At 64.9% G+C, this 24,424-nt stretch carries 21 protein-coding genes; 12 read left to right on the forward strand and 9 right to left on the reverse strand.

The window, feature by feature from the left end:
* The first annotated feature begins 6 nt into the window (after nucleotides 1–6).
* The 10 genes from epsF (at nucleotide 7) to FF090_RS06520 (ending at nucleotide 11,357) form a co-directional block, all read left to right on the forward strand.
* Nucleotides 7–1,398 (forward strand): chain length determinant protein EpsF, encoded by a 1,392-nt coding sequence (epsF, locus tag FF090_RS06475; protein ID WP_246071528.1) that lies wholly within the window; start codon nucleotides 7–9, stop codon nucleotides 1,396–1,398.
* 56 nt (nucleotides 1,399–1,454) lie between these two features.
* Nucleotides 1,455–2,315 carry a polysaccharide biosynthesis tyrosine autokinase gene (locus tag FF090_RS06480; protein WP_138855956.1) on the forward strand — a complete coding sequence of 287 codons (861 nt, stop codon included), beginning with the start codon at nucleotides 1,455–1,457 and terminating at the stop codon, nucleotides 2,313–2,315.
* Between the two features lie 2 nt (nucleotides 2,316–2,317).
* Nucleotides 2,318–3,235 (forward strand): exosortase B, encoded by a 918-nt coding sequence (gene xrtB, locus FF090_RS06485; protein WP_138855957.1) that lies wholly within the window; start codon nucleotides 2,318–2,320, stop codon nucleotides 3,233–3,235.
* Complete coding sequence (gene epsI / locus FF090_RS06490) at nucleotides 3,232–3,918, forward strand: exosortase-associated protein EpsI, B-type (protein ID WP_246071529.1); 687 nt, start codon at nucleotides 3,232–3,234, stop codon at nucleotides 3,916–3,918. Before xrtB ends, epsI begins: the two co-directional genes overlap by 4 nt.
* Before the next feature lie 102 nt (nucleotides 3,919–4,020).
* Nucleotides 4,021–5,466, forward strand: a complete 1,446-nt coding sequence (locus tag FF090_RS06495) for a hypothetical protein (RefSeq protein WP_138855958.1) — start codon at nucleotides 4,021–4,023, stop codon at nucleotides 5,464–5,466.
* Nucleotides 5,456–6,694: a glycosyltransferase gene (locus FF090_RS06500; protein ID WP_138855959.1), complete on the forward strand. Its 1,239-nt coding sequence runs from the start codon at nucleotides 5,456–5,458 to the stop codon at nucleotides 6,692–6,694. The genes FF090_RS06495 and FF090_RS06500 overlap by 11 nt, the downstream gene beginning before the upstream one ends.
* 6 nt (nucleotides 6,695–6,700) lie before the next feature.
* Entirely contained in the window at nucleotides 6,701–8,257 is a 1,557-nt protein-coding gene (locus FF090_RS06505) for an oligosaccharide flippase family protein (RefSeq protein ID WP_138855960.1), read from the forward strand.
* The gene (locus tag FF090_RS06510) at nucleotides 8,241–9,362 is read left to right on the forward strand and encodes a glycosyltransferase family 4 protein (protein WP_175423558.1); all 1,122 of its coding nucleotides are present in this window, start codon (nucleotides 8,241–8,243) and stop codon (nucleotides 9,360–9,362) included. The genes FF090_RS06505 and FF090_RS06510 overlap by 17 nt, the downstream gene beginning before the upstream one ends.
* A gap of 141 nt (nucleotides 9,363–9,503) precedes the next feature.
* Nucleotides 9,504–10,100 (forward strand): serine acetyltransferase, encoded by a 597-nt coding sequence (locus FF090_RS06515; protein WP_246071530.1) that lies wholly within the window; start codon nucleotides 9,504–9,506, stop codon nucleotides 10,098–10,100.
* On the forward strand, nucleotides 10,101–11,357 hold the full coding sequence (locus FF090_RS06520; RefSeq protein WP_138855962.1) for a phenylacetate--CoA ligase family protein: 1,257 nt from the start codon (nucleotides 10,101–10,103) through the stop codon (nucleotides 11,355–11,357).
* 5 nt (nucleotides 11,358–11,362) lie between these two features.
* Here FF090_RS06520 and FF090_RS06525 read toward each other — a convergent pair whose 3' ends face one another.
* The 4 genes from FF090_RS06525 to FF090_RS06540 form a co-directional block, all read right to left on the reverse strand.
* Nucleotides 11,363–13,837, reverse strand: coding sequence for a heparinase II/III domain-containing protein (locus tag FF090_RS06525; protein WP_175423559.1), 2,475 nt, complete (start codon nucleotides 13,835–13,837; stop codon nucleotides 11,363–11,365).
* A 155-nt stretch (nucleotides 13,838–13,992) separates the two neighbouring features.
* On the reverse strand, nucleotides 13,993–14,904 hold the full coding sequence (locus tag FF090_RS06530) for a hypothetical protein (RefSeq protein WP_138855964.1): 912 nt from the start codon (nucleotides 14,902–14,904) through the stop codon (nucleotides 13,993–13,995).
* 5 nt (nucleotides 14,905–14,909) lie between these two features.
* Nucleotides 14,910–16,001 (reverse strand): Gfo/Idh/MocA family protein, encoded by a 1,092-nt coding sequence (locus FF090_RS06535; protein WP_138855965.1) that lies wholly within the window; start codon nucleotides 15,999–16,001, stop codon nucleotides 14,910–14,912.
* 5 nt (nucleotides 16,002–16,006) lie between these two features.
* Complete coding sequence (locus tag FF090_RS06540) at nucleotides 16,007–17,017, reverse strand: DUF354 domain-containing protein (protein ID WP_138855966.1); 1,011 nt, start codon at nucleotides 17,015–17,017, stop codon at nucleotides 16,007–16,009.
* 122 nt (nucleotides 17,018–17,139) lie between these two features.
* On the opposite strand from FF090_RS06540, the gene FF090_RS06545 reads away from it, so the two are divergent.
* Nucleotides 17,140–18,483, forward strand: coding sequence for a UDP-glucose dehydrogenase family protein (locus FF090_RS06545; protein WP_138855967.1), 1,344 nt, complete (start codon nucleotides 17,140–17,142; stop codon nucleotides 18,481–18,483).
* On the opposite strand, the gene wecB is transcribed toward FF090_RS06545, so the two are convergent.
* Complete coding sequence (gene wecB, locus FF090_RS06550; RefSeq protein WP_138855968.1) at nucleotides 18,484–19,590, reverse strand: non-hydrolyzing UDP-N-acetylglucosamine 2-epimerase; 1,107 nt, start codon at nucleotides 19,588–19,590, stop codon at nucleotides 18,484–18,486.
* Nucleotides 19,591–19,676: 86 nt separating this feature from the next.
* On the opposite strand from wecB, the gene FF090_RS06555 reads away from it, so the two are divergent.
* Entirely contained in the window at nucleotides 19,677–20,684 is a 1,008-nt protein-coding gene (locus FF090_RS06555; protein ID WP_138855969.1) for an NAD-dependent epimerase, read from the forward strand.
* A gap of 389 nt (nucleotides 20,685–21,073) precedes the next feature.
* Here FF090_RS06555 and rfbC read toward each other — a convergent pair whose 3' ends face one another.
* Genes rfbC through rfbB form a run of 4 tightly spaced genes read right to left on the reverse strand, consistent with a single transcriptional unit; the run spans nucleotide 21,074 to nucleotide 24,423 of the window.
* Nucleotides 21,074–21,622: a dTDP-4-dehydrorhamnose 3,5-epimerase gene (rfbC, locus tag FF090_RS06560; RefSeq protein ID WP_138855970.1), complete on the reverse strand. Its 549-nt coding sequence runs from the start codon at nucleotides 21,620–21,622 to the stop codon at nucleotides 21,074–21,076.
* A complete protein-coding gene (gene rfbA / locus FF090_RS06565) occupies nucleotides 21,609–22,499 on the reverse strand; it encodes a glucose-1-phosphate thymidylyltransferase RfbA (protein WP_138855971.1) in 891 nt (296 codons plus the stop codon). The genes rfbC and rfbA overlap by 14 nt, the downstream gene beginning before the upstream one ends.
* Nucleotides 22,496–23,371, reverse strand: coding sequence for a dTDP-4-dehydrorhamnose reductase (rfbD, locus tag FF090_RS06570; protein WP_138855972.1), 876 nt, complete (start codon nucleotides 23,369–23,371; stop codon nucleotides 22,496–22,498). Before rfbD ends, rfbA begins: the two co-directional genes overlap by 4 nt.
* On the reverse strand, nucleotides 23,368–24,423 hold the full coding sequence (rfbB, locus tag FF090_RS06575) for a dTDP-glucose 4,6-dehydratase (protein ID WP_138855973.1): 1,056 nt from the start codon (nucleotides 24,421–24,423) through the stop codon (nucleotides 23,368–23,370). The genes rfbD and rfbB overlap by 4 nt, the downstream gene beginning before the upstream one ends.
* Nucleotide 24,424: the final 1 nt, after the last annotated feature.

Raw genomic sequence — 24,424 nt, forward strand, 5'->3', positions numbered from 1 at the left:
GCCGTCTTGAACTTCGGGCGACTGATCGCGATTCTTGGTGCGCGCTGGCAGGCCGCGCTGGGTGTTTTGTGTTTGACGGTACTGACGACCCTGGTGGTCAGCCTGCTGATGCCCAAACAGTACGAGGCCGTTGCCAGCGTGGTGGTGGATGTCAAGCCGGACCCGATTGCTGGTCTGGCCACCGGCATGGCGCTGCCGTCCTATATGGCTACGCAGGTGGACATCATGACCAGCGACCGGGTCGCGCTGCGTGTGGTGCAGAACCTCAAGCTGACCGAACTGCCGCAGATTCGCGAGGACTGGCAGGCCGAAGCCAAGGGCGAGGGCAGCATTGAAATCTGGTTGGCCGAACGCCTCAAGAAGAAGCTCGAAGTGCGGCCCTCGCGTGAGTCCAATGTCATCGTGGTCGGCTATTCGGCGCCTGAGCCGCGCTTCGCTGCCGCACTGGCCAACGCTTGGGTGCAAGCCTATTTGGACACGGTGCTGGAGTTGCGGGTCGAGCCGGCCAAGCAGTATTCGCGTTTTTTTGATCAACGCATCAAGGAGCAACGCGCCCTCTTGGAAGAAGCCCAAGCCAAGCTGAGTGCCTTTCAAAAGCAAAGCGGCATCGTGGCAACCGACGAGCGACTGGACGTCGAGACGGCGCGGCTCAATGAGCTGTCGTCGCAGTTGGTGGGGCTGCAGGCGGTGGCATCCGATTCCAACAGTCGCATGGCGCAGGCCAATAGTGGGGCGGGGGATCGCATGCAGGAGGTGCTGCAGAACCCAGTGGTCGCCGGCTTAAAGGCCGACATCAGTCGACTGGAGGCCAAGCTGCAGGAGCTGGGTGCGCGTTTGGGTGAACGGCATCCGCAGGTGATTGAGCTCAAGGCCAGTTTGAACGAAATGCGCCAACGCCTGGAGGTCGAGGTGCGTCGTGTCACCGGGGGTGTGACGGTATCGGCCTCGATCAATCGCCAGCGCGAGTCAACCCTGCGGGCGGAGTTGCAGGCCCAGCGCGACAAAGTGCTGCAGATGAAGCAGGTCCGCGATGAAGGCATCGTGCTGGTGCGCGATGTCGAGGCCGCGCAGCGTCTGTCTGATGCCTTGCTGCAGCGCCAGCAGCAGTCCAGCCTGGAAAGCCAGACCACGCAGAGCAATGTGAACCAACTCGCGATGGCGACGGCCCCTACGGCCCATGCGTCGCCCAAGATCTTGCTCAATCTGGCGGTCTCATTGGCCTTGGGCGGTTTCCTGGCGTTCGGGGTCGCCCTGGTGTTGGAGATGCTGGACCGCCGGGTGCGAGGGCGCGCTGATCTGACAGAGTTGCTTGGGCTGGAGGTGTTGGGTAGCCTGCCGGCGGCTGACGCCTTGGCTCGCCCCTCGCGCCCGTGGCTGCGAAACCGGCACACAGCCTAGCGCAAAGCCGCAGCGCTTTGAGCTGCAGAGCGCCAGTCACGATAAGGAATCAGACCATGTTGAATGCCTCTACCGTCGCCGCTGAGCGCTCGATCGGCGCAATCATCAGCGACACCCGCAACCTGGGCGCGGATCAGGTCGAGGCCATCGTGGCCTACCAGCGGCAGCATGGGGTTCGCTTTGGCGCGGCCGCCGTCGCCCTGGGGTATGCGAGCGCGGACGATGTGCTGCATGCGCTGGCGCAGCAGTTCCATTACCCTTATGCGGCCAACGAGGACCAAAAGGGCAGCCCCGAACTCGTGGCGTTGAATCAACCCTTTGGTCGGCAGGCCGAAGCCATTCGCGCGATTCGATCGCAGTTGCTGATGCGGGGCCTGGGGGCGCAGCAGGAGGACCGGGCAGCCCTGGCCCTGATCAGTCCTCAATCCGGTGACGGCCGCAGCTACTTCGCTGCCAACCTCGCGGTGGCGCTGGCGCAACTCGGTGGGCGGGTTTTGCTGATTGACGCCGACATGCGCGCACCGCGTCAGCACGACATTTTCGGCTTACCCAACGAAACCGGACTCTCGGGCATTTTGGCTGGACGGGCCCAGACCCAGGTCATTCAGCCCGTCGCAGGGGTCCCCGGCTTGTGCGTGCTGCCTGTCGGGGTCACGCCGCCCAATCCTGTCGAGTTGGTCGAGCGTCCCGGATTTGGCTTCCTGTTGCAGGAGTTGCGAGCCAAGTTTGACTATGTGCTGGTGGACACCCCCGCCGGTTCACGCGGGGCCGACGCGGGGGTCATCGCGGCACGCTGCGGTCATGCCTTGTTGATCGCACGCAAGGACGCGACCCGAGTTGCCGCCGTGCGTGAGCAGGTGGCGGGCCTGCCGACGAGCGCGGTGCAGCTCATCGGCGTGGTCGTCAACGAGCATTGAGCATGTCCCTCACGCCCGTGAGCTGGCACTCCACCGGGTTGGGCGAATCCGATGTCCAGCCCACGCGGACGGAACTGCATTGGCGTCTCGGACTGCTCCTGCTGGGCCTGGCGATGCTCTATTTGCCCACCTTTGCGGATCTGGCGCGCACGGTCTGGGCCTCAGATGAGCAGGGGCATGGCCCGATCATCTTGAGCGTCAGTCTTTGGCTGATCTGGCGCAAGCGCGATCAGCTGCTCAACCTGCCCTCCGTTCACGGGGGCGCAGGAGCTTGGGGACTGCTGGCCTTTGCCCTTGTGGTCTACCTGCTGGGCCGCACCCAGGCCGTTCTGCTGTTCGAGGTGGGCTCGCTGAGCCTGCTGCTGACTGGCTTGCTGCTGTTGTTCTGGGGGCGTCCTGGCTTGGCGCTGATGGCTTTCCCTTTGCTGTTCCTACTTTTCATGATCCCGCTGCCGGGCGCCCTGGTGGCCACGGTCACCGGTCCGTTGAAGTCCGGGGTTTCTGCCGTGGCCGAGTTCCTGCTGTTCCATGCCGGCTATCCGGTCGGGCGCAGCGGCGTGGTCCTGTCCGTCGGGCCCTACCAGTTGCTGGTCGCCGACGCCTGTGCCGGTCTGAGTTCGCTGTTCACGCTGGAAGCGCTGGGTTTGCTCTACCTGAATCTCATGCAGCACAGTGCGCCGCTGCGCAATTTGGCGCTGGCGATCCTGATCGTTCCCATCAGCTTTTTGGCCAATGTCGTGCGGGTGATGATCCTGGTCCTGGTGACCTATCACTATGGCGATGCCGCCGGCCAGGGTTTCGTGCACAGCTTTGCCGGCATGGTGCTGTTCATCGTCGGCCTGTTCATGATGCTGGCGGTCGATGCCTTGCTGGGGCGCTGGTTGCCGGCGGCCAAGCCTGTCGATGGAGGTTTGCGGTGAGCCCGGATCGTCGTCGGGCCGTGGGCGCCATGGTCATGATGGCGGGAGCTGCGGGTGCGGCCCATGTCGGCCGGCCGACGGTGAAGCTGGCCGACCGCTTGGGGGGCATTGATCTGGAGCGAGCTTTTCCAGCGCGTTTTGCTGACTGGCAGATCGATCCGACGATTCCGGTCCTGTTACCGGCGGCCGATGTGCAGGCCAAGCTCGATGCCATCTACAACCAGGTGCTGAGCCGCAGCTATGTGAGTGCACGAGGTGAGCGGGTGATGTTGTCGGTCGCCTATGGGGGCGATCAAAGTGACGGCATGAGCATCCACCTGCCGGAGGTCTGCTATCCCGCGCAGGGCTTCGAGCTCCGAGACAAACAGGCCGGTGAATTACAGCTGGCCGGGCGCCGCTTGCCGATCCACCGGCTGACGACGGCGCTGGGGGCGCGCATCGAGCAGGTGACCTACTGGATCACAATCGGCGAGGCGGTGGCTCCGTCACGCAGCCGGCAGAAGCTGATTCAGATCGGCTATGGCCTGCGCGGCTTGATACCCGATGGCATGTTGGTGCGAATTTCCAGCATCGACCGTGACGCCAGCCAGGCGTTTCAGATGCAGGCCCGCTTCGCCCAGGACCTGGCGGCAGCGATTCCTGATGCACTGGCGCCCAGGGTGCTGGGCCGGCGGGGCAACTGAGCGGTGCGGGTCCAGCCCCTGGGTTCCTGGTGGAGTGGCAGCCATTGGCGCCGGATGCTTCGCGGCCGAAGGGCCGCCGTCCCCGCCCCAGCTTCCAGGGCGGTGCTGGCGGTCCTGGTGGCGGCAGTCGGTCTGGCATTCTTGTTCGGTTTGCTGGCTACCACGGGCAGCCCCATCCTGATTGCGCTCTTTGCTGGAACCTTGGCGGGCCTGGCCTTGCTGGGCGTGCCCAAAGTGACGCTGTGCCTGGTGCTGGTCGGCACCTTGTGCATCGGTGGGCCCATCGTTCAGTTCGTGCCCAAACTGACCAAGATCAATTGGTTGTTCTCGATGCTGGGCTTCTTGCTATTTGCCAGCGCCGTGCTCAGCGCCTTGTCGCGGCGCGAGCGGCGCCAAGGGATTCCATGGTGGGCTGTATTGGCCCTGCTGATGCCGCTCTACGCGGTCTGGGTCGCCCTGGTGAATCAACTGGGGCTGTTTGAATTTCTGGCCGGCTTCAAGCGTTATTTCCAGTACTGGGGCGTGTTGGCCTGTTTGGCGCTGATCCCTTTGGGCGAGCGGCTGCACCGTTGCCTGCTCAAGTTCCTGCTGGGCTTGGCGGCGGTGCAAGTGGTTTTTGCGCTGTTCCAACGCGTCGTCATCGTGCCGCAGCGCCAAGGCATGGGCGGTGGGGTGGTGGCCATCGACGCGGTCTCAGGCACCTTCGAGTCCAGCTTCAGCGGCGGCGGCTCAAGTTCGGTGCTGGTCTTCTTCTTGCTCACCGCCTTTGCCTTCGTTTTTCGTGCCTGGCTCGATCACAAGGTCAGCGGGCGACGGGCGCTGCTTTACGCCCTGCTGGTGCTGCCGCCGCTGGCGCTGGGCGAGACCAAGGTGGTGGTGGTCTTTTTGCCGTTGGTGTTCCTCTGCGCCCTGGCCCTGGACCTGCGCAGCAAGCCGATCACCACCTTGATGTGGATGATGCTGGGTGTGGCGATGGCCCTGGGCTTGGCCCTGCTCTACGTGGCCATGAGCGCCAAGACCGGGCAGTCCTTTGCGCGGGCCGTCGACAACATCCTGGCCTATAACTTTGGATCCGTCGGCTATCACAGCGCCACCAACCTGAACCGCAGTACGGTGCTGAGCTTCTGGTGGAGCCAACAGCATCTTGGCGATCCCGTGGGCCTGCTGTTCGGGCATGGCCCCGGGGCCTCCTATAGCGGTGACGGGGCCCTGGTGCCGGGCCAGTTGGCGTTGCGGTATTTCGGGCTGTCGATTGCGTTCACCACCTTGTCCAGCCTGTTGTGGGACTTTGGTGTGATGGGTTTCGTGTTCTTTCTTGCCTTCAATCTGGGTGCCATCGCTGCGGTCGCCCGCGCCGCATTCAAGCAGGCGCCGGGATGGACGCGCAGCCTTCAGGTGGCGGTGCTCGCTGGCTTGTCGATGAATCTTGTGCTGTTCTTTCTGAACAACTCAGCCACCACCTTGCCCAGCCATTCGACGCTCTTCATGCTGCTGCTCGGTGCGGCCGTGCTGCTGACCGCTCGCCCGGTGCGCCCCGATGTTCACTGAACCGACCTCCATCCCGGGGAGCCCGCCGCAGCGCTTTCTGTATTCGACGGCGGAGACCCATCCCTGCACGCGCGCCGATGTCGCGGTGCTGTTCGGCAAGTATTTGCCGCGCTTTGGCGTGCAGACGGACCTGGTGGGTGTTCATGTGAGCCATGCGCCGCCGCCCTGGCCCGGTGGCGCCAGATGGACCCTGCGCGGCGCGGCGCGTGGCGCGCGCCGCCACGGGGTCAGCGTGCTGGCCGACTTCCGCATGCTCTGGCTGGCGCGCCGAGGCTATGCCGGTGTCATCGTGCGTGACAAGGTCGTGGGGGCGTTGTTCGGTCTGCTGGCAGCGCGGCTTGCCGGTGTGCCATTTTTTTACTGGATGTCCTTCCCGATGGTGGAGGCCTGGGCGCTGTTTGTGCGTCAGCGTCGGGGCCAGGTGGGCTGGCTGCGCTGGCTGGCTGCGCAGCTTCGCGCCACCTTGCTGCGCGGTTTGCTCTACCGCGTGATCCTGCCGCGTGCCGACCATCTGTTCGCGCAGAGCGAAGTGATGGTGGGGCAGCTGCGGGCGAAGGGCTTGGCGGGCGAGCGAATCAGCGCCGTGCCGATGGGGGTGGATGTGGAACTGCTCAACCGGGTGGAAGCGGCCGGCGAGGAGGCTGCAGAGCCGTCCATGCAGACGCCAGTCTTTGCCTATTTGGGCACCCTGAATCGATTGCGTGGCCCCGAACTGATGATTGAGGCCTTGGCACTGCTGCGGGAACGGGGCGTGGACGCGCGCCTGCTGCTGATTGGCGACGCCGAGGAAGAGGCTGACCGTCGCTGGCTGCGCGAGCAGATCCAGCGCCATGGCTTGGAGCAACAGGTTGAAATCACCGGATGGCTGCCCACCCAGGAGGGTTGGCGGCGCTGTGCAACGGCGGTCGCGGGGCTCTCGCCATTTCCGCGCACGGAGCTGCTGGAGTCCGCCTCGCCCACCAAGTTGGTGGAGTATTTCTTTCTGGGCCTGCCGGTGATCGCCAATGATCAGCCCGACCAGGCTGCCTTGATGCGGGCGGCGGGGGGGACGTGCGCGCAACTGAGCGCCGAGGGCTTTGCCGGCGCCATGCAAGCGCTGCTGGCGCAACCCGAGGCGCACCGGGCCATCGCTGCGGCAGGGCGTGCCTGGGTGCTGCGCACCCGCAGCTATGCGGGCCTGGCGCAACAGGTGGCTCAGCAGCTGGGCGCCTGCGTGCGCAGGCCTTGAACGCAGATGGACGGGCCTTACTCACTCGCCCGGTTGCGCCGCGGTGTGCTGCACTTCCTGGCCGGCAAGGTGCTCAGCGCCGCCCTGAGTCTGGCGGCGCTGCTGCTGCTGGCGCGGCTGCTGTCGACGGCCGATTACGGTCGTTATGTGGCCTTGGTTGCCCTGGTGGAGTTGGGCCTGGGTCTAGCCAGCCTGGGGCTGGATTGGGTCGCTGGACGCTATGTTCCCGAATACCGGGTGCGGGCCAGCGCGGTGCGGCTGGCACGATTCATCGTGCAGCTGGCAGGCTTGCAAGCGTTGTTGCTGGCCTTGCTGGGTTTGCTGCTGTGGTCCGTTGCGGAACCCTTGGCGGCTTGGCTGGGGCTGGGCAGCCAGGCCCTGCCTGCAATCCATTTGTACAGCCTCTATCTGTTCCTTGAGGGCCTGAGTCGGGTGCTGCGGGATCAAATGCTCGGCCATTTGCTTTTGCAAGGGCGCGCGCAGTTGGCCCTTCTGGTGCGTCATGGGGTCGCGGTGGGCGCCTGCGTCGGGATCTGGCTGCTTGAGCAGCGCGCCGACCTGGTGCTCGTGGCATCGATTGAAGTGGGGGCCACGGCGCTGGGCCTGTTGTTGGCCGCTCTGGGTTTGGGCTTGGCGTTGCGAGCTGAGCGCAGTGAGGTGGAGGGGGCGACCTGTACTTGGACTGAGCCGCCCCTGAGTGAGATGCGCAGGCTGGCGCTCAACAGCTATGCGAGCCTGCTGATGAGCATTCCCACGCGACCCCAAGTGCTGATGCTGCTGGTCACCCGCCTGGCCGGCGCCGAGGCCGCGGCGCTGTTCGGGTTTGCGCGGGCGCTCTCTGAGCAGGTCTTGCGCTTCCTGCCCGCCGAGCTGCTGCTGGGTTTCCTGCGTCCGGCGCTCGTCGCTCGCTATCTGGAAGCTCGCGATTTCGCGGACCTCAATCTGCAGACCAAGCGCTTGCTCCTGGTGAGCCTGATGGTGCTGGCGCCTGTGCTGTGTCTGGCCCTGGCTCAGGGCCCCATGGTTCTGAGTGTGCTGGGGGGCGTGGGATTCGCGCCTGCGGCTCCGTTGCTGGCCCTGCTGCTGATGGGCGTGGCACTTCTGAGCCACCGACGCATGCTGGAGTTCATCGCCAATTCGGTGGGGCAGCCGGAGGTCATTCGTCGGGCCAGCGCCCTGATGTGGGTGGCACCCCTTGGAGCTGCTGGCTTGCTGATCCTGCATGCGCCACTTTGGACGGTGCCGGTGCCCATGCTGCTCGGCGAGCTGCTCTTTGGCTGGCGGGCCGGCAATGCGCTGCGTGCGGCAGGGTTCGGCTATGTGGCCCCGGTGGCGGGTACGGTGCGCAGCCTCGTCGCCCTGGCGGCGGCGGCGCTGCCGCTCTCTTTGCTGCAGGTGGGCGCACAGCCGGGTGTCTGGACGCTGCTGGGGGTGGGCTTGATGGGAGCTGCCCTGACCCTTTGCGCACTGGCGCTGGTGCGTCCGCTGGATGCCGCATCGCTTGCGGCGCTGCGCGGTTTGCTGCGCAAGAACTCGGGATCCGCGCATGACACCGCCCTCTGATCACTCTGCAGGGCGTTGGCCCCTCTGCGTGATGGTCGGACCTGCGCCGCAGGCGCAAGGTGGCGTGGCCAGCGTGATTGCGCTGCTGCTGCAGGCCGGTTTGCTCGAGGACGAAGAGGTGGTCTTTGTGGCCAGCCATGGCCCTGGCCCGCGCTGGCGCAAGTTGTGCATTGCGCTGCGGGCCTGGACCCGCTACCTGCTGTGGTTGATGCAAGGCCGCGCCGCCGTCCTGCATGTCCATGTTTCCTCGCACGCGAGCTTCTGGCGCAAGGCATCGTTCATGGTCCTGGCGCGCCTGTTCCGGCGACGGATCGTGTTTCAGCTGCATGGCGGGGGCTTTCGCACGTTCTATGAATCGCGCTCCCGGCCGGTACGCTGGATCATCCGCCGGACCTTGATGCAGGCCGATGAATTGCTCTGCCTTTCGGCCTCAGCGGTGGCTTGGTTGCGTGCCGAAGTCCCTTCGACGCGGCCGCATTGGTGGCCGAATCCGGTTTCCGCAGCCCTGATCAAGCAAATCCCGCAGGCGCAGACAGAGCGCCCGCCCCATCTGCTCTTTCTCGGTGCCTTGCTGCCGGCCAAAGGCGTGTTGGAGTTGTTGAGAGCCTTCTCTGAGCTCCGTTGTGCAGATGGCCGAGCCCGCTTGTTGATCGCGGGCACGGGGCCTCAGGAGCGGCAGCTCAGAGAGCAAGTGACGGACCTGGGCCTGGACGAGGCGGTGGACTTCCTGGGCTGGGTGACAGGCGAACAAAAATTGGCGTGCATGCGCCGCGCGCGATTGCTCGTTCTCCCCTCGCACCTGGAACAACAGCCTATGGTGCTGCTCGAAGCCATGGCGCTTGGAACTGCCCTGGTGGCGACCCGGGTGGGTGGCGTTCCAGACATCGTCAGAGACGGAGTCGATGGCATCCTGGTGGAGCCGGGTGACTCGGCGCAGCTCGCGGCCGCACTCAAAGACCTTTGGAGTGACGCGGAGTTGCGCCAGAGCCTGGCACAAAGCGCGCGAGCCCGCGTGCAGGACGTGCACCTAGCCGCACGGGTGGCGGATCAATCACGCCGGCTCTACCGGGAACTGGCTGGCGGACAGAGCCGTCAGCCGAAGTGAGTGCGGCGGGGCTCGCCTGCCGATACTTGCGAGCTTGAAAGCCTGAGGCCCCTCAAGGGCAGGCCAATGTCTGGAGTTGGGATGAAGGGTGAAGCGATGGCGGCAGGGGCTAGGGGCTTGGGGGTGGGCTTGGGTGCCAGCGTGAAAGCCGATGTGGTTCGGCAGTTTGGCCATGCCAGTGCGTTCCTGGTGCTCCGCGCATTTGTGATGCGCCGAACTTTTCGTCCGGTGTTGACGCTGCGCCTATGCCAGGCTGCGAGCCGCCAATGGCTGGGTCGTTGCCTGGCCTTGCCTGTTCTGCGCTTGCTTCATCGGTGGTCGACCGGGACAGCCTGCATGGATCTGCCTTGGAGCACCCGTATCGGTCCCGGCCTTGCCATCACGCATGGTTGGGGCTTGGTGATCAATGAAAACGCACAGATCGGCGCCAACGTGACCTTGTTCCACGGCGTGACCCTCGGTCGAAGCGACCGCATCGGTGCTGATGGCGTGCGGGTGTCCGCTTATCCGGTCCTGGAGGATGAGGTATGGGTTGGACCGCACGCCGTGATCGTGGGGGGCGTCACGATCGGGCGGGGCAGCAGGATTGCGGCCGGCGCGGTCGTCACCCGCGACGTCCCGGCGCATTCGATGGTGGTCGGCAATCCCGCCACCATCACAAAGGAGCGAGTGATCTCGGATGTGATGAACGCGGCAGAGATCCCATCGCTTCCGACCGGCACGGCGACGGAGGTCTGAATGAGCCTGGATCTGCGATACCGCCTGATCGACCTCGCTCGCGGCACGGACAGCATCGGTTTGCTCAAGGAACTCAGGTGCTGGCAGTTCGAGTCGCCGCAGAGTCTGGCCAGGCGCGAGGCCGCATCCATGCGGAGCTATTTCGACCAGTTGCGCCAGACCGTCCCGCAGTTCGCCGCAGTCGAGCGCTTCGAAGACCTGCCGGTGATTGACAAGCACTACATCAATCAGCACCACGCCTCGTTGATGAATGCGGCCTACCCGGGGAGGAGGGTGCGGAAGAAGACGGGTGGATCGACCGGCGAGCCGCTCGTCTATTTCACCGGGGTGGAGGCGCAGTCCTACCTCTGGGCGGGCTTGTTCCTCGCCTGGGAGGTGGCCGGCTACCGCCTCGGAGAGCCGGTCGCCTTTTTGGCGGGCTCCTCTCTATTCGGTACCGGCATCAAGCAAAAGGTGTACTACGGACTGCTGAATGTCACGCTGATGTCGGCCTTCGACATGTCGCGCGCGCAGCTGGATGCCTATGGCGAGGCGCTGGATCGTGGTGGCATTCGCTTGCTCTATGGCTACGCCTCGGCCATCCATCAGCTGGCGCTGCATTGGCGCGCGCTTGGGCGCAAGCCAAAGAACCGTTTGCGGGCGGTGGTCTGCACCGCCGAACTGTTGACGCTGCAAATGCGTGCCGACATTGAGGAGGTGCTGGGCGCTCCCTGCTTCAGTCAGTACGGCTGCAACGATGCCGGCGTCTCCGCCTTTGAGTGCGAGCACAGGAAGGGCTTCCACCTGATCTCCACGCGCTGTCATGCCGAAGTGCTGGAGGATGGCCGTCTGATTGCGACCGATTTGGCCAATACGGCGATGTTCATGCCGCGCTACGACACCGGGGACCGGGTCCGCCTATCAGACCGGATGTGCGCCTGTGGCCGGGGCTTCCCGCTGATCGACGAGGTGCTGGGGCGGCAGAACGATGTGGTGCTGGACCCCGCCGGCGGCAGCGTGCATTCGGAGTTCTTTACGCATCTGTTCCGCGAGGACCAGCGCATCCAGTCCTTTCAGGTGCTGTTCGATGAACGCAGCCTGCGGGTGAATCTGCACAGCAGCGCCGACGCCGCCGAGCAGGCCCTGATGGCCGAACGGTATAGCGGCTGCATTCAGCAGAGCCTGCGTTTCCCCATCTTCGAGCTGGTGTTCAACCAACCCTATGCGCGGTTGGCCAATGCCAAGCACCGTTTTGTGATGCGCGCGCCGCGCGCGTAGCTCGCCTACGGCGTCAGGCCGAGCGCGCGTTTGTCGAATTGCGCAATCTGGCGTCCAGCGACCACCACGCTGACCAGGGTGCCGCTCTGTGTCACCTGGACGGGCAGGTTGCGGCAGCCGTCGCGCAGCACCATCAGATGGGCGAACTCGACGCTCTTGCTCAAGGTGGCAAAGCGCGCATGGGCCTGCGCGGGCAAGTTGGTTTCGGGCGCCACTTCCCAAGCCTGGGTTTGGCTGAAGCCGGTGGCCGGGCCATACCGGTCCATGCAGACCGACGCGCCGCCGTTCTGTGCACTCACGGTGGCGGCATTGACTGCGAAGCTGTTCGGCGAATGGAAGTTGAGCTCCCACTGGCGCGGCACATCGCTGGTGGCCCAGTCGTAGACCAGGGTGACGCCGTTGGCCTTGTCCATCACCACGCTGCGCACGGCATTGCTGAGCGTCGGGCGCCAGACGAAGCGTGCCAGGTCCAGCGCCCGGTAGGCCGCAGTGGCGTCACCGGTGACGGCAGAGAGCGTGCCCAGGCTCTGGGTGCGGATCAGGGCGCCGTTGGCGTCCATGCTTTGGATGGGATCGCCTGGCCGCACGCCGAGGTTGGCTGCGTTTTCACTCTGGCCGAAGCCGCCGTCAAAGCTCAAGGTGTTCTTGAAGCGGGAGGCGCGGGTGTTCTTGTGATGCGGGCTGTTGTAGTAGGGGTAGTAGCCCGCGTTGACGAGCAGCGGCTGTCCCTGGGACACATAGACGAGGGCGTTCTGATCGGCCTGCGAGTGGGCGTACAGGCCATGGCGGCTGGCGCGGAAGAAAACCGAAGTGCGGTCGCCCCGCTTGATGTCCATGTGCAGGGCGGCCAAACCGGTATCCGGTGAGAACCAGTCATTGACGGACGGCGCGCTGGGTGCCGGCAGGGGGCTGTTGTCGGCTCCCAGCAGCAGGAGTTGCCAGACGTTGACGTCGCTCGGCTTGCTGAGATTGCCTGGCTTGGCCTGCCAGTACCAGGCGTCCAGTGGACTGCGCGTCTGCTGTGCGTGCAGGCGGTAGCTGGATGGGCTGTAGAAGTCGTAGAGCTGGCGGTTCTCCTGTTCGTCGCCGAAGGCGCTGGTCTGCGGCCAGTTGGGCGCAGTGAAGGCGATCAGCTGTTCACCCATGCGCGCGTAGTGGCTCAAGCGATAGAGGTTGACGCCGCTGATGACGCGCACCGCTGCGGCGAAGGGAGCCGCCGAATTCAGGTTGTACCAGGCGTAGGCGATGCCGTTGCCGAAGCTGCCGTCGCTGCTCCAAAGGTTGGCCTGGCTCAGATTCAGATCCCAGAAACGGACCAGCTGGGCCTGTGCCTCCGGGAATTCGGCCAGGCCCAGGCTGAGCATCAGCGCCTGTGTGATGTAGCGCAGATTGGTCTGGCTGATCGCGTCGTAAGGCACGCGATCGAGCAGGCTCAGCGAGTTGGCCGCCTTGAGAACGCGGGCGCGCAGCGACAGCGCGACGGTGCTGCGTTCGCTGCTCGTCAGAGTCGATCCGAGCAGGTCGATGCCCTGGGCCAGCGCGAGGTAGATCTCGCGGTTGGCTTGCACGGCCTTTTCCTCGCTGCTCAGTCCGGAAGGAGACCAGGCGGCCAAGGACAGCAGCCTGGCCTTTGCCTGTGCCAACAGGGTGGCATTGCTGTCCAGCTGCCCCACCAGCGCAAGGGTCTCGATATTGAAGCGCTCCGTCCGAGCGGTCTGCACCAGGTTGCGTGCCGTGGCTGAATTGGCGGTATCGGGGTTGGTGGGCAGGGCCAGCGACCCCAGCCAGCTGCAGCGGCTGCGCAGGGCCGCCAGCACCGGCAGGTGGTCCCCTTGCAGGCTGGCACTGCGAATGGCGGCATAGCTGCTGCCAGCTGCCAGCATGCGCGGACGGCTGCGGGCCGCGACCAGGCTCACCATGGCCTGGCCATCTGGTAGCTCGAAGGCGCTGGTGGCGTTCGCAGAGCTTTGCGCGTTAGTTCCGAGGTTGGACGTCAGGGTGCGAGTCAGCTGTTCAATGCCGAAGCGACGCCACTGCGTATTGACCGAGTTGCCGCTGGTGCTGGTATAGCTGACCGCCCATTCGTAGTCGCCGACCGACAAGGCCTGGTCGAGGCGCGCGCGCGGCTCCAGCAGTCCGGTGCGGCTGGACACCACGGCGCCACCGGCCCGGCGCACGTTCAGCACAAAGGGGGTGCCACTCATGCGGTCCTTGGGTTCGCCCCAGGCAAACAGTGGGGTTGCTGCAAGGCGGGTGCAGTCGGCGGGTTCGATACGCCGCTCTGCGCTGGGCATGCGCTGGAGCCAGTCGGCAACCAGCGCGGGGCAGGCGCCACTGATGGCCGGCGGATCGCGATGAATTTCCTCCACATCCACGTCTCGCTGTTTCGGCTGTTGGCAGCCGGCGAGCAGCAACCCGAGCGCCAACGGCAACAAAACAGACCCCTTGCGCACAACGGCGGCAGGACTGTGAACGGTCATGAAGGCACTCCGGTGGGAAGCGGAGCCGCGCAGACGGAGGCCCACGCAGCGGCCCGCGCATTCTTCCGCATGCCTGAAGGAGTGGGCAGGGGGCGGCAAGCCCATAAGCTCCAGAATGGTGAACGAATCCGCGCTAGGCAGCGCGCTGGCCGCCTTTAGCCTGCTGGTACTGCCTCCGACGCTGTGCGCGCCGCCCAGGCCTGATCGATCAGCTGTTTGGTCTGCCGGATGTTGGCCCGGCTAGAGGCACCGAAGACGATGGACTGCACTTGCGGTAGATCACAGACATAGTCAATGGCCTCGCGCGGGCCGATCGCGCCGCTGGCCAACACCGACATCGCGATCGGGCGGAAGGGCCGTTCGGCCAACACCTTCTCATAGGCCGCAACGCCGCCACACATGCGAAAGCCGATCTTGTTGATGTTGCTGCAAATGATGGGGTTGGCAATCCCTTGCGCCTCCAGCACGTCCAGCAGGCGCGGGGTGTTCATGGTGATGAAGCCCGCCTCGGCGCCATAGGCCTCGCGCACATGGTCATGAAAAGTCCGGAACAAGCCGTGGAAGCCCAGACCGAGCAGCAGGTCGGTGATGACGTTCTGGATGAAGATGACCGGCGTGTTGAGGCCATGAAACATCTTCATTTCGGCATCGATCAGCTGGCGCAGGATGGCGTCCACATCCTTTTGCGCCAGGGCCAAGCCGCTCTTGAGGGCGCCGCTCAGCAATCCCCCCTCGGGCAGGAACAGGCGCAGCGCATCAATCATGCCGTGCTCGGTGACCGCGTTGGCGTACTTGTGGGCGTAGGGCATGCACGGGTAGAACTGGTAGTCCGGGTACTTGGCGGTGTTATTGCGAAAGTGCTCGCAGATCTCGCTCACACGGTCATGGGTGGTGCACATAAAGGTGCGGATGCCTTCCTGATAGGCGGCGTCCAGCACGTCCAGGATCGCCTGTAGATCCTGGAAGCGCATCTGCTGCGCGCGCGCCTTTTCCTCCGACATGTGGTTGACGCCGAAGAATTGGTTGTCGCCAAAGAGGACGCGGTCCGGGGTGTGTGAGGGTTTCATGGGAATCAACCGAATAGACGGGACCAAAAGCCTCTGGGCTTGGGCATGAGCTCTGTTGGCGTGGCCACGCTGCCACCGGCCAGGATCTGGGCCACCACGCGGTCGGTGTCCAGCGCGGAGCCGAAGTGGCTGTGCCCCTGGGTGCGTCCGCTGAGTACCGACTGCACGAAGTAGTCGATCTGTGCCGAATACTCCTCGCCGCGCAGGTAGAACCAGACCTCGTCGGTCAGCTCGGTCGTGTACTTGACGTTCCAGCCGGTCTTGAGTTCCGGCGTGGCGGTGTGGGGTTCACGCAGATAGATCTGGCATTCCTGGCGGTCGGCCGTGAGGCGGCCTCGGGTCCCCCAGACACTCAGTTTGGTGCTCATCTTGCGCAGACTCTCATCGCTCCAGTTCACGCAGAGTTGGCCGCTGGCGCCATTGCGGTAATGCAAGCTGCAATAGACCTCGTCCTCCACATCGCGAGAGAACACCGCATGGCGCACCACGCCGCTGACGCTGTCGGGCTTGCCGACGACGAAATTGACCAGATCGATGGCATGGCAGGCGTAGTCGTACAACGCGCCGCCGCCTTCGGCCTGCGTAGAGCGCCAGGTACCCCCCTTGGCCCTCAGCACCACAGGGCCGTAGGCCTCGGCACGTACATGGTGGATCTCGCCCAGCGCGCCACTCTTGACGATGCGCGCCGCCTCCTGAAAGGTACCGACGAAGCGGTAGTGGTAGCCGACCTGGGTGACGCGCTGCTTTTCATGCGCAAGAGCGACCAGCCGTTCACCGTCGGCGACATCCAGCACAAAGGGCTTCTCGCAAAACACATGCAGCCCGCGTGATAGAGCCTGCGTGACCATGCCGGCGTGCAGCTTGGACGGGGTCGCGATGAGCAGGGCATCCAGCGCCTCGGTGGCCAGCATCTGGTCGAAATCGCTGTAGCACTTGAGGCCAGTGTGCTTCTCCAGTACATCGGTCAGGTAGGCCGAGGCATCGCAGCCGGCCACCAGCTCCACCTGGGGGTGGGCCCTCACGATGGCCAGATGGGAAAGCCCCATCTTGCCGAGGCCGACCATGGCCATGCGCACCTTGGGCTGGGCAGATTGCATGTGTTTCAACCCTCTAGCAGGGCTTGTTTGATCAGTTGATGGGCGGCGCGTCCTTTGTCCAGCAAGGCCTGTTGCGGCGGACGCTGGCTTGCCTGCGCGAGGAAGGCCAGGCACTCGGGGGCGCTCAGACGTGGCATGTGGCAGAAGGCTTGGGCATCGAGCAGGTGGCGGTCGACATCGAGTAGCTCGTCCTGGTAGACGGAGAGGGTCGGCACCCCCAGCACGGCCATCTCGCGCGTCATCGTGCCGCCGGCACCGATGAAGAGGTCGCAATCGGGTGCGATGTCGGCGAGATCCAGCGCTGTGTCGATGATACGAATGCCTGCGAAACGCGGGTCGCGGTAGTGATGGCCCTGGGCCTGGCCGCGTGGCAGCAGGGTGACGTCGACCTGGTCTTTGATGCCCAGCAGAAGTTCATCCAGAAATTCGCGCTGCCCCTTGTAGTACTGCGCCGTCCAGGGCTCAGGTCGCACATAAACATGAGCGCGTTTGCGCGGACCGTGTCGCTGCAGCCGAGCTTGCAACGCCCATAAATAAATGCCTTCCTTGACGCCTGGGTACTGGGTGACTTTGCGCGGGTTGGCACCTTGCTTCTTCAGCTTCTCAAGGGCCAGACACTCGGGCACCAGGATGCGTGTGGCGAACAGAAAAGCGGGCACATTGCCCAGCGCATGCTCGTTGTCGTTCATGTAGATGACGCGAACACCGAGCAGTCGCGCTACCACCGGCGAATGGAAAGAACTTTGCGAGATCGCAGCGTGAATGCCCTGGCCGCGCAAGTGGCGCCAGAGCTGCCAACAGCGAATCGGGAAACCCAGCAACTTGTTCAGCAGCTTGGCGCCGTAATGCGTGCCCACGACGGTGTAGCGGAAACCGTGCAGATCGAGCAGATCGATGGTGTTGGCCAGGGGCCGGCAGGTGATCGTGATCTCATGCCCCTCGGCCTCAAGCTCCCGGATGAGGCCGGCAAAGAGATTGATGTGTGGGGAATTGCTGAGGTCGAACCAGATCTTCATGAGGGCATGGAGTATCCCTGGTGCGCGCCGATGCAGCGCGCCGACGATGCGTCGAACGTCGTGGGCCAATCGTCATAAAAAGCCCGCACACTGTGCGCTATCGCTTGTTCCTTTTGTCGCCCATGAAAGTCACCACCATCGGCACCGGTTATGTCGGCCTCGTCACAGGCGCCTGTTTGGCCGAAATGGGCAATCAGGTGCTGTGCCTGGATGTGGATGCCGAGAAGATTCGGGTGCTGGAGGCAGGGGGCATGCCCATCCACGAGCCGGGGCTCTTGGAGATCGTGCGGCGCAATGTCGCGGCGGGGCGGCTGGCCTTCACCACCGATGTGGATCGGGCGGTGCAGCACGGGACCTTGCTTTTTATCGGCGTGGGCACGCCGCCAGGTGAGGATGGCTCGGCCGATCTGACCTACGTGCTGGCGGCGGCTCGTTCGATTGGCCGGCGCATGACCGACTACAAGGTGGTGGTGGACAAGAGCACGGTGCCGGTGGGTACGGCCGATGCGGTCCATGCTGCGATTGCCGAAGAGCTGGCCATGCGAGGCGTGCAGGTGCCTTATGCGGTGGTCTCCAACCCTGAGTTCCTGAAAGAGGGCGCGGCGGTCGAGGATTTCATGCGCCCGGATCGCATCATCGTCGGCGCCGATGACGAGCAGGCCCTGCTGCTGATGCGGGCGCTCTATTCGCCCTTCAATCGCACGCAGGACCGGCTGATGGTGATGGATGTGCGCAGCGCCGAGTTCACCAAGTACGCGGCCAATGCCATGCTGGCCACGCGCATCAGCTTCATGAACGAGCTGGCCTTGCTGGCCGAGGCGCAAGGGGCGGATATTGAGCAGGTGCGTCGCGGTATCGGTTCGGACCCGCGCATCGGCTATCAGTTCCTCTACCCGGGCGTGGGCTATGGCGGCTCCTGCTTTCCCAAGGACGTGAAGGCCCTGGTGCAGACCGGGGCGCAGGCGGGGGTGGAGTTGCGCGTGCTCAAGGCGGTGGAGGCCGCCAACGAACACCAAAAGCAAGTGCTGGTGGCGAAGCTGCTGCAGCGCTTTGACGGCAATCTGCAGGGCCGGCATTTCGCGCTTTGGGGCCTGGCCTTCAAGCCGAACACCGACGACATGCGCGAGGCGCCGGCGCTGGTGATCGTGCGCGAGCTGCTGGCGCGCGGCGCCACGGTGGCGGCCTATGACCCCGTGGCCATGCCAGAGGCGCGCCGCTTGCTGGGTAGTGCGGCTGGCCTGCGCTTCGGGGAGCGCGCCGAGGACGTGTTGGAGGGGGCGGATGCCCTGCTGCTCGTCACCGAGTGGAAGGAGTTCCGCACGCCGGACTTTGATGCCATCAAGGCCCGCCTGAAGCAGGCCCTGGTTTTCGATGGTCGTAACCAGTACGACCCGGCGTTGATGCGCCTGCTGGGCTTTGAGTACCACGGCATTGGCCGCGGGGGCCACCCGCCGCCAATTGCCTGATCAGGCGCCCAGCTTCTCCGCCAATACGTCGACGATGCGTTCGGCGGCCCGGCCGTCCCATAGGGTGGGGCGGCGGCCGCGTTTACCGCCGTGGCGGATCACCTCTTCGCAGGCCGCCAGCACCTTGGCCGGGTCGGTGCCGGCCAGCACATTGCTGCCCTCGTCGACGGTGATCGGGCGCTCCGTGTTGTCGCGCATGGTCACGCAGGGCACGCCCAGGGCCGTGGTCTCTTCCTGCAGACCGCCGCTGTCGGTCAGCACCAGGGCCGCACCGCTCCACAGGTGCAGGAAGCTCATATAAGGCTGGGGGCCCAGCAGGGTCACATTGGGACCGAGGTCGATGCCGGCGGCCTCCATGTTCTTGCGGGTGCGCGGGTGCACCGGGAAGCAGACCGGCAGATGGGCAGCCACCGCGCGCAGCACGCCGGCCACGCGTTGCAGGTTCTCGGTGCCGTCCACATTGCTGGGGCGGTGGAAGGTGACCACGGCGTAACGCGGGTTGGCGGCCTTGAAGGCGGCGGTCTCAAAGCCCGAGGTGTCGGTGCTCTTGAGCTTCTCGGCCTGGAACAGCACGTTGTCCACCATCACATGGCCGACGTCGAACACGGCGGCCATGTTCTTGCCTTCGGCCTGCAGATGTTGCACGCCGCTGGGTTCGGTGACAAAGAACCAGTCGCTGATGGCGTCAGTCACCAGGCGGTTGATCTCCTCGGGCATGCTCATGTCACCACTGCGCAGGCCGGCTTCCACATGGGCCACCGGAATGCCGGCCTTCTTGGCGACGATGGAACAGGCCAGGGTCGAGTTCACATCGCCCACTACCAGGCAGCAGTCGGGGCGCTGCTCGCTGCAAAGCTGCTCGTAGGCCTGCATGATCTTGCCGGTCTGCTCGGCATGACTGCCGCCGCCACACCCCAGGCGCACATCGGGCTGGGGGATGCCAAGCTCTTCAAAGAAGATGTCGTTCATGTCGCGGTCGTAGTGCTGACCGGTATGGACGATCTTGAACGCCAGGCGGCCGTCGCGCTGCAGCGCGCGCACCAGCGGGGCGATCTTCATGAAGTTCGGACGGGCGCCGGCGACGAGGTGGATCAGGGGCTTGGCCATTGGATTCAGGGGGAAAGACGCTGGCCTGCATTCTGACCCGGCGAGAATGCGCGGCTCAGACCATCCCCCTCGATTGCGGAGCCCCTATGAAGATCCTCGTCACCGGCGCGGCCGGTTTCATCGGCATGCATGTCAGCCAGATCCTGCTGGCGCGTGGCGACGAGGTCGTGGGCCTGGACAACCTCAACGACTACTACGACCCGCAGCTCAAGCACGACCGCTTGGCGCGCCTGACCGGCAAGCCGGGATTCCGTTTCGTCAAGATGAGCGTGGAGGACCGGGCCGGCATGGAGGCCCTGTTCGCCGCTGAGAAGTTCGACCGCGTGGTGCATCTGGCTGCCCAGGCCGGGGTGCGCTATTCGCTCACCAATCCGCACGCATATATCGACGCCAACATCCAGGGGTTCATGAACATCCTGGAGGGCTGCCGCCATCACCAGATTCAGCATCTGGTCTATGCATCCAGCTCCTCGGTTTATGGCGGCAACACCCTGATGCCCTTCAGCGAGCATCACAGCGTCGACCATCCGGTCAGCCTGTATGCCGCCACCAAGAAGGCCAACGAGCTGATGGCGCATACCTACAGCCATCTCTATCGCCTGCCCACCACGGGTCTGCGCTTCTTCACGGTTTATGGCCCCTGGGGCCGGCCGGACATGGCGCTCTTCCTGTTCACCAAGGCCATCCTGGAAGGCCGCGCTATCGACGTGTTCAATCACGGTCAGATGGTGCGCGACTTCACCTACATCGACGACATCGCCGAGGGCGTTGTGCGGGTGTTGGATCGCCCGGCCGAAGCGGACCCGACCTACGACGCCAAGGCCGCCGATCCGGCGCGCTCGAACGCGCCCTACCGCGTGTTCAACATCGGCAACCATGACCCGGTGACCCTGATGGAGTTCATCGAGGCCATCGAGTCTGCCATCGGCACCGAGGCCAAGAAGAACTTCCTGCCCTTGCAAGCCGGTGACGTGCCCGCCACTCACGCCGATGTGGAAGAGCTGGGCGCCTGGACCGGCTTCAAACCAGCCATGCCGGTGCCCCAGGGAATCAAAAACTTCGTCGCCTGGTACCGCGACTATTTCAAGGTCTGAGCACGGAGCGAGCGAGGTCCCTGCGGACCTCGCGACCCCGTGCGAAGGCCTGGGCGCCTGCGAGCGCACAGGCTGAGCCCCTAGCGAGCGAGGTCCCTGCGGACCTCGCGACCCCGTGCGAAGGCCTGGGCGCCTACGAGCGCACAGGCTGAACCCCTAGCGAGCGAGGTCCCTGCGGACCTCGCGACCCCGTGCGAAGGCCTGGGCGCCTACGAGCGCACGGGCTGAGCCCCGAGCGAGCGAGGTCCCTGCGGACCTCGCGACCCCGTGCGAAGGCCTGGGCGCCTACGAGCGCACGGGCTGAGCCCCGAGCGAGCGAGGTCCCTGCGGACCTCGTGACTCCGAGCGAAGGCCTGGGCGCCTACGAGCGCACAGGCTGAGTCCAGACCTCAGAGCGGCGCGATGTCTTTCAACAGGGGCGCTTTGGCGTCTTTGTCGGCCAGGGTGAAGGCCTCGCCGATATTGGGCCAGGCGATGCCGATGTCGGGGTCGTCCCAGCGCACCACGCCCTCGCACTCGGGGGCGTAGTAGTCGGTGGTCTTGTAGAGGAAGTCGGCCGAGTCGCTCAGCGTCAGGAAGCCATGTCCGAAGCCGGCCGGGATCCAGAGCTGCCGGTGGTTGTCGGCACTCAATTCCACGCCCACCCAGCGGCCGAAGCTGGGGCTGCCGGCGCGCAGGTCCACCGCCACGTCTAAGACGCTCCCGGCCACGCAGCGCACCAGCTTGCCCTGGGCATGGGGCGCACGCTGGAAATGCAGGCCGCGCAATACACCGCGACTGGAACGGCTGTGGTTGTCCTGAACGAAGCGCACCGAGCTGCCCACGGCGGCGTTGAAGCGTGCTTCGTTCCAGCTCTCGGTGAAGAAGCCACGGGCATCGCCAAACACCCGGGGCTCCAGGATCAGCACGCCGGGCAGGGCGGTTTCAATGACGTTCATGGACAAGTTTTTGTAGGTATTGACCGTACTGGGTCTTGGCCAACGGGGCGGCCAGACGCAGCAACTGCTCGCTGTCGATCCAGCGCTGCGCGTAGGCGATTTCTTCAGGGCAGGCGACTTTGAGGCCTTGGCGCTTCTCCAACGTGGCAATGAACTGACCCGCTTCGAGCAGGCTGTCGTGCGTGCCGGTGTCCAGCCAGGCATAGCCACGACCCATGATGGAGACATGGAGTTGCTGCATCGCCAGATAGCGCGCGTTCAGGTCGGTGATCTCCAACTCGCCGCGCGGGCTGGGCTTCAGGTCGGCCGCCAAATCGCACACCTGCGAGTCATAGAAGTAGAGGCCGGTGACCGCGTAATTGCTCTTGGGGGCTTTGGGCTTTTCTTCGATCGAGACGGCGCGCTTCTTCTCGTCAAAGGCCACGACGCCATAACGCTCGGGGTCGGTCACGTGGTAGGCGAAGACCGAGGCGCCACCCTGGCGGCTGTCCGCTTCCTTCAAAAGCACTGGCAGATCGTGCCCATAAAAGATGTTGTCACCCAGCACCAGGCTGGACGGCGCGTTGCCAATGAATTCGCGGCCAATCAAGAAGGCCTGCGCCAAGCCGTCAGGACTGGGTTGCACGGCGTACTGAATGCTCATGCCCCATTGGCTGCCATCACCCAGCAATTGCGCAAAGCGCGGCGTGTCCAGCGGGGTGGAGATCAACAGCACCTCGCGGATGCCGGCCAGCATCAGCGTGGACAGTGGGTAATAGACCATCGGCTTGTCGTAGACCGGCAGTAGTTGCTTGCTGACGGCCAGCGTGGCCGGATGCAGGCGGGTGCCGGAGCCGCCTGCCAGGATGATGCCCTTGCGGGTGGTGGTAGGGTTCATGCCAAAACCTCGTCAAGCATGCGGCGTACGCCCTGCTCCCAATGGGGCAGGCGCAGGCCGAAGGTGGACTCGAATCGGCGGCAATCCAGGCGCGAATTGAGCGGCCGGCGCGCCGGGGTGGGGTAGGCGCTGCTGGGGATGCCTTCGGGCTGAGTGCAACGCAGGGTCTGACCGTGCGCGGCGGCGTGCTGCAGTACCAAGGCGGCGTAGGCGACCCAGTTCGTCACGCCGGCAGCCGCTAGGTGGTAGGTGCCGCTGGCGCTCGGTTCGGCCAGCAATTGGCGCAGCGCATGGGTGCAGCAATCGGCCAGCAGTTCGGCCCCGGTGGGCGCGCCAAATTGATCGTTGACCACCCTGAGCTGATCCCGTTCCGCGCCCAAGCGCAGCATGGTCTTGGCAAAGTTGCCACCACGCGCCGCATAGACCCAGGACGTGCGCAGGATTAAATGAACACAGCCACTGGCGCGGATGGCGTCCTCGCCCGCCAGCTTGGTGGCGCCGTAGACGCTCAAGGGGCCGGTGGGCGCGCGTTCGTCGCGAGGTTGATCGCCGCTGCCGTCAAACACATAGTCGGTGCTGAACTGGACCAAAGGGATGCCCAGCGTCTGCGCCACGACCGCCAGGCGCGCTGGGCTCTCGGCGTTGACCCGTCGTGCCAGCTCGGGCTCACTCTCGGCCTTGTCTACGGCGGTGTAGGCGGCAGCATTGACGATGGCCTGCGGCGCGAGCATCTGCACTCGCTGCGCCAGTGCCTCGGGCTTTGACAGATCGCCCAACTCGCGGTCCCAGGCATGCAGCTCTCCGAGCGGTGCGAGGGCGCGCTGAAGTTCCCAGCCGACCTGGCCCTTGGCGCCTAAAAGAACGAATTTCATGCGTACTGTGTCTCAATCCAATCGCGATAGGCCCCGCTCTGCACCCTTGCCACCCAGCCCGGATGATCGAGGTACCACTGCACCGTCTTGCGGATGCCGGTCTCGAAGGTCTCGGCCGGGCGCCAGCCCAATTCGCGCTCGATCTTGCGCGCATCGATGGCATAGCGACGGTCGTGGCCGGGGCGGTCTTTCACGTAGGTGATCAGGCGGGCGTAGGGGCCATCGCTGCTGGGGCGAAGTTCATCGAGCAGGGCGCAAACCGTTCTCACGATGTCAATGTTGGCCTTTTCGTTCCAACCGCCGACGTTGTAGGTCTCGCCCAGGCGGCCCTGGGCCAGCACCGTGCGGATGGCGCTGCAATGGTCCTTGACGTACAGCCAGTCGCGGATTTGCTGGCCGTCGCCGTAGACCGGCAAGGGCTTGCCGGCCAGTGCGTTGACGATCATGAGCGGGATCAGCTTCTCGGGGAAATGGAAGGGCCCGTAGTTGTTGCTGCAGTTCGTGGTCAGCACCGGCAGCCCATAGGTGTGGTGCCAGGCGCGTACCAGGTGGTCGCTGGCGGCTTTGCTGGCGGAATACGGGCTGTTGGGCTCGTAGGGGTGTGCCTCGGTGAAGGCCGGGTCATTGGGTGCCAGGCTGCCGTAGACCTCGTCGGTGCTGACGTGCAGAAAGCGGAAGTCGCCCTTGATCGCTTCGGCCTGGCCCGACCAATAGGCGCGCGCCGCCTCCAGCAGCGTGAAGGTGCCCTCGACGTTGGTCTTGATGAAGGCGCCCGGGCCGTGGATGGAGCGGTCGACATGGCTTTCGGCCGCGAAGTGCAGGATGGCGCGCGGCCGATGGGTGACCAGGAGCTGATCCAGCAAGGCACGGTCACCGATGTCACCGTGCACGAAGTGATGGCGCTCGTCGCCCTTCAACCTGGCCAAGTTCTCGCGGTTGCCGGCATAGGTCAGGGCGTCCAGCGTGACGACCTTTTCCTGACTCTGGTCCAGCCAGTCCAGCACGAAATTGCTGCCAATGAAGCCGGCGCCGCCTGTCACAAGAATCGTCATG

Source organism: Inhella inkyongensis (genome assembly GCF_005952805.1).
GTDB lineage: Bacteria > Pseudomonadota > Gammaproteobacteria > Burkholderiales > Burkholderiaceae_C > Inhella > Inhella inkyongensis.